Source organism: Oscillibacter sp. CU971 (genome assembly GCF_905219725.1).
Classification (GTDB): Bacteria; Bacillota; Clostridia; order Oscillospirales; family Oscillospiraceae; genus Oscillibacter.
The window spans coordinates 1-3,069 of record NZ_CAJMXG010000295.1 but is presented as its reverse complement, the minus strand read 5'-3'; the positions used below and the strand labels follow the sequence as shown (position 1 = coordinate 3,069).

The 3,069-nt window shown below is 54.7% G+C and carries 4 protein-coding genes; all 4 read left to right on the top strand.

Annotation, left to right across the window (positions count from 1 at the left end):
- The first annotated feature begins 368 nt into the window (after positions 1-368).
- Entirely contained in the window at positions 369-938 is a 570-nt protein-coding gene (locus JX325_RS14360; RefSeq protein WP_204791771.1) for a hypothetical protein, read from the top strand.
- Between the two features lie 42 nt (positions 939-980).
- Positions 981-1,760 (top strand): hypothetical protein, encoded by a 780-nt coding sequence (locus tag JX325_RS14355; protein ID WP_204791770.1) that lies wholly within the window; start codon positions 981-983, stop codon positions 1,758-1,760.
- An 86-nt stretch (positions 1,761-1,846) separates the two neighbouring features.
- Positions 1,847-2,353: a hypothetical protein gene (locus JX325_RS14350; RefSeq protein ID WP_204791769.1), complete on the top strand. Its 507-nt coding sequence runs from the start codon at positions 1,847-1,849 to the stop codon at positions 2,351-2,353.
- 45 nt (positions 2,354-2,398) lie between these two features.
- Positions 2,399-3,069: acyltransferase family protein (locus tag JX325_RS14345; protein ID WP_204791768.1), on the top strand; the 671-nt coding region annotated here is incomplete at its 3' end.

Here is a 3,069-nt window from a genome sequence, read left to right as displayed (position 1 = left end):
CTTATATAATAGGGAGCAGGTGAGGTTCCGGATTGCATGGAGTCCGACCGGGGACGTCAGGGGAAAAAACTTTGTTGCACTTTCCGGGTTCAGGTTTCCTTATGTAATAGGGGACAGCTAAAGCTTCGCATTACAAGAGAACAGCCTAACCGCAATCAAGGCAATCTTTTTGTGTTGCTCTTTCCGGTTCTGGGGTTCTTTAGTAATAGGGGAAGTGATCGCCCCAGGCTACGAATGAGAAAGAGGTGAGTCCCATGCAGACGTAAGCGGGCGCTCCGCCGCCGGGATGCGTCCAAAACCCGTGAGAACAAACAACGATAAAACCACTGCAAACCATATCAACAAAAAATATGAAAAGGAGAATACCCATGAGAAAGATGAAAAAACTGACATCTCTGCTTCTGGTCCTGGTCATGAGCCTGGCTCTGGCCATCCCCTGCTTCGCTGCTGAGCCGGAGCAGAAAGTGATTCGCCTGGAGATCGGGGAGTCCTATACCGAGCCCGAAACTGGAATCACATACTCCCTCAAGCCGTGGGCTGGCTACAGCGATGCCGAGCAAGCGGCCATCATGAGTGGGCGTAGTTTGCCCACGCCTCGAGCTGGTGGACGGCATTATTTTTCCAGAGGGGTGGACCTCAATACGACCAAAGATTATACGGCCCGCTATACTGCTGTGAGCAGCTTCGGCAATACGTTTGCCGCAGACATTGATACCTCCCCCACGAAGCTCAACGCGCCCAGCGGCGATTGGTGCGTCACTGTGGCGCTCCACTCTCTCGACACAGGTTACGGTTGCGAGGGCATTATTCCGATTGGGGAAAAGGCCACTTTTGAGGTTACCTATCCGCATGGTGGCATCAGCGGCACCGTCACGATGTCTCTCTCCCGTAGCCCGAAGCTTTGGGTCTGGTACGATGTGTACCAGTATGAGTCCTGATATCTGGGCACATTGGTTCAAATACGGCTAGAAGGTGAAGATATGAAGAAACTAAGTTCGCTATTTTCCGGGTTTCTGGTGCTGGTGCTCGCAATGTCCCTCGTGGGTTCCGCCGCTGCGGCGGCTGCCGGAAAGCTGGAGATCGGAGCCGCTGGAGTTGTCATCCTTGACAAGGTAAAGGTGGAGCCCGGCGCGGAGTATGCGGCGGATGGCACGAAAATCCCCGCCGTTGTCACCTATCAGGACCCTTCCGGCAAGACCCACAGCTACATCCCGGTTGAGATGCTGACCGACTTTTTGAATATCCCCACCTCCTGGAGCGAAAAGCGAAACAGCGTGGTGCTGGGGGTCACCATGGAAAATGCGGAGCTGGTACCCAACATCTATCCCGGCGGAAAGAAGTCTACGAATCCTACAAAGGCTACCCTGGGACAGAAGGTCGGGCCCTTCACGGAGATAGCCCCCAGCTCGGTGGATACCAGCGGAGGCCCCACCGGCATTGACGAGGACAAAACCAGAGTCCAGACGGTGACGGGCTTCACCACCGGAGGGTGCTACATTCCCGAAAACGGAAAACACATCGTCCTCACCGTGACAAACAACGGTCAGACGGCCATTTCCTGTCTGGTCGGGCGGGACCGTGTGCTGGGCAGCTTCGAGAAGTTCCCCACCGTGGATATCGAGCCGGGAAAAACGCTGACGCGGGCCTTCGCCATTGCCGATGGGACAACCGAGGAGCAGGCCGGCTTTACCTGCATCCTTCGCAGCGCCAACGCCGGGGACACCGCAGATGTGACCGTTTCTTTGATGCAGTACAAGTAAGCCTATGCTTCCCTTACATCAGGCGGGGCCTGGATAGCCAGGCCCCGCCGGTTTCCTAAAGTAAAGAATCAGGAGGCTGTCCGGCAATGGAATTTGGCTACACGATTCCCCTACAAAGGCATTTGAAAGTGAAACTGCCGCCCCCTCAAACAGCAGTGGCCCCATTTTTTTGCTGGGACGTTCATCTGCTGACCATCCAAAAGCGGAGAACGGCGCTGGCGATGAACCGCGCCAGCCGCTATTGTATCCTGCTCTATGGCATGGATACAGCGGACTGGAAGCATCTGCCGGAGCTTGTGCAAGGCGAGATCCGGGCGGTCATCCTGCGGGAGGGGCTTTCGGAATTTGAAGCCGCGCGGTATTTTGCCTTGTCCGGGCCGCTGAACATTTCCCAGTCCCTTGGCGCGGAATCCACCGTGGCACTGAACTGGGCAATGCGGACATTGCTTCAACATGCTTCCCTGCTGGATGACCGCCGCCTCTCTCAGCCGCAAGCCGCTCATATTATGAACAATGAAACCTACCACGCGAAAACACTCTCCAAGCGCAGAAGCCCAAAGGAGTTCTTCTTAATGAGCTTTCGGTGCTTATGAGAATCCGAGAAACGTCAATTTTTTTATCATAGAGGGCATTTTCATATGATTTCTGATACCCGCCTGCCTCGGGACCATAAAGTTGACATGGTGAAAACCGCTGCCATCTGGAGCGTTGTGCTGTGTCATGTGGCCGCCGCTCCCTTTTCCGGAGGCGTGGTTGGAACTACGTCCTGGTACTCGGCTGTGCTTTGGACCAGTCTCGCGCACGCGTGCGTCCCGCTGTTTTTCATGGCCAGCGGGGCCTTGCTCCTGAAGCCGGAAAATGAACTGACTTTCCAAAAGCTCTATACCCAAAATTTACCCAGGATATTAGCCGCTCTCTTCTTCTGGGCGTTTTGCTATAAGCTCGTTTCTCTGAAGCTGATGGACAGCCTGACTTTCCCGGACATGATCGACGCGGTGAAGCACTTGCTTCTGTTCCACCACGAGGAGCATTTCTACTATCTGCATATCACGCTTCTGGCTTATGCCGCCCTGCCCATTGCGCGGCTGTTCGTCCGATATGCCGATCAGCAGCTTTTGAAATACGCGTTGGTGCTCTGGTTCCTGCTGGGGATTCTGTATCCAACGGTTCGGACATTCTGGCCGTTTACGCTGCTGAATGGAATCCCTGTTCAGTGGAGGATGAATATGACCTACGCCTCCATCGGCTATATGCTGCTGGGTCATTACCTGTCTGTCTATCATCCCCGGCCAAACCGAAGCAGTTCCGT

Bases quoted from the DNA above. Each gene is read 5' to 3' on its own strand.
- JX325_RS14350 (WP_204791769.1), top strand. From the start codon at position 1,847: ATGGAATTTGGCTACACGATTCCCCTACAAAGGCATTTGAAAGTGAAA.
- JX325_RS14355 (WP_204791770.1), top strand. From the start codon at position 981: ATGAAGAAACTAAGTTCGCTATTTTCCGGGTTTCTGGTGCTGGTGCTC.
- JX325_RS14360 (WP_204791771.1), top strand. From the start codon at position 369: ATGAGAAAGATGAAAAAACTGACATCTCTGCTTCTGGTCCTGGTCATG.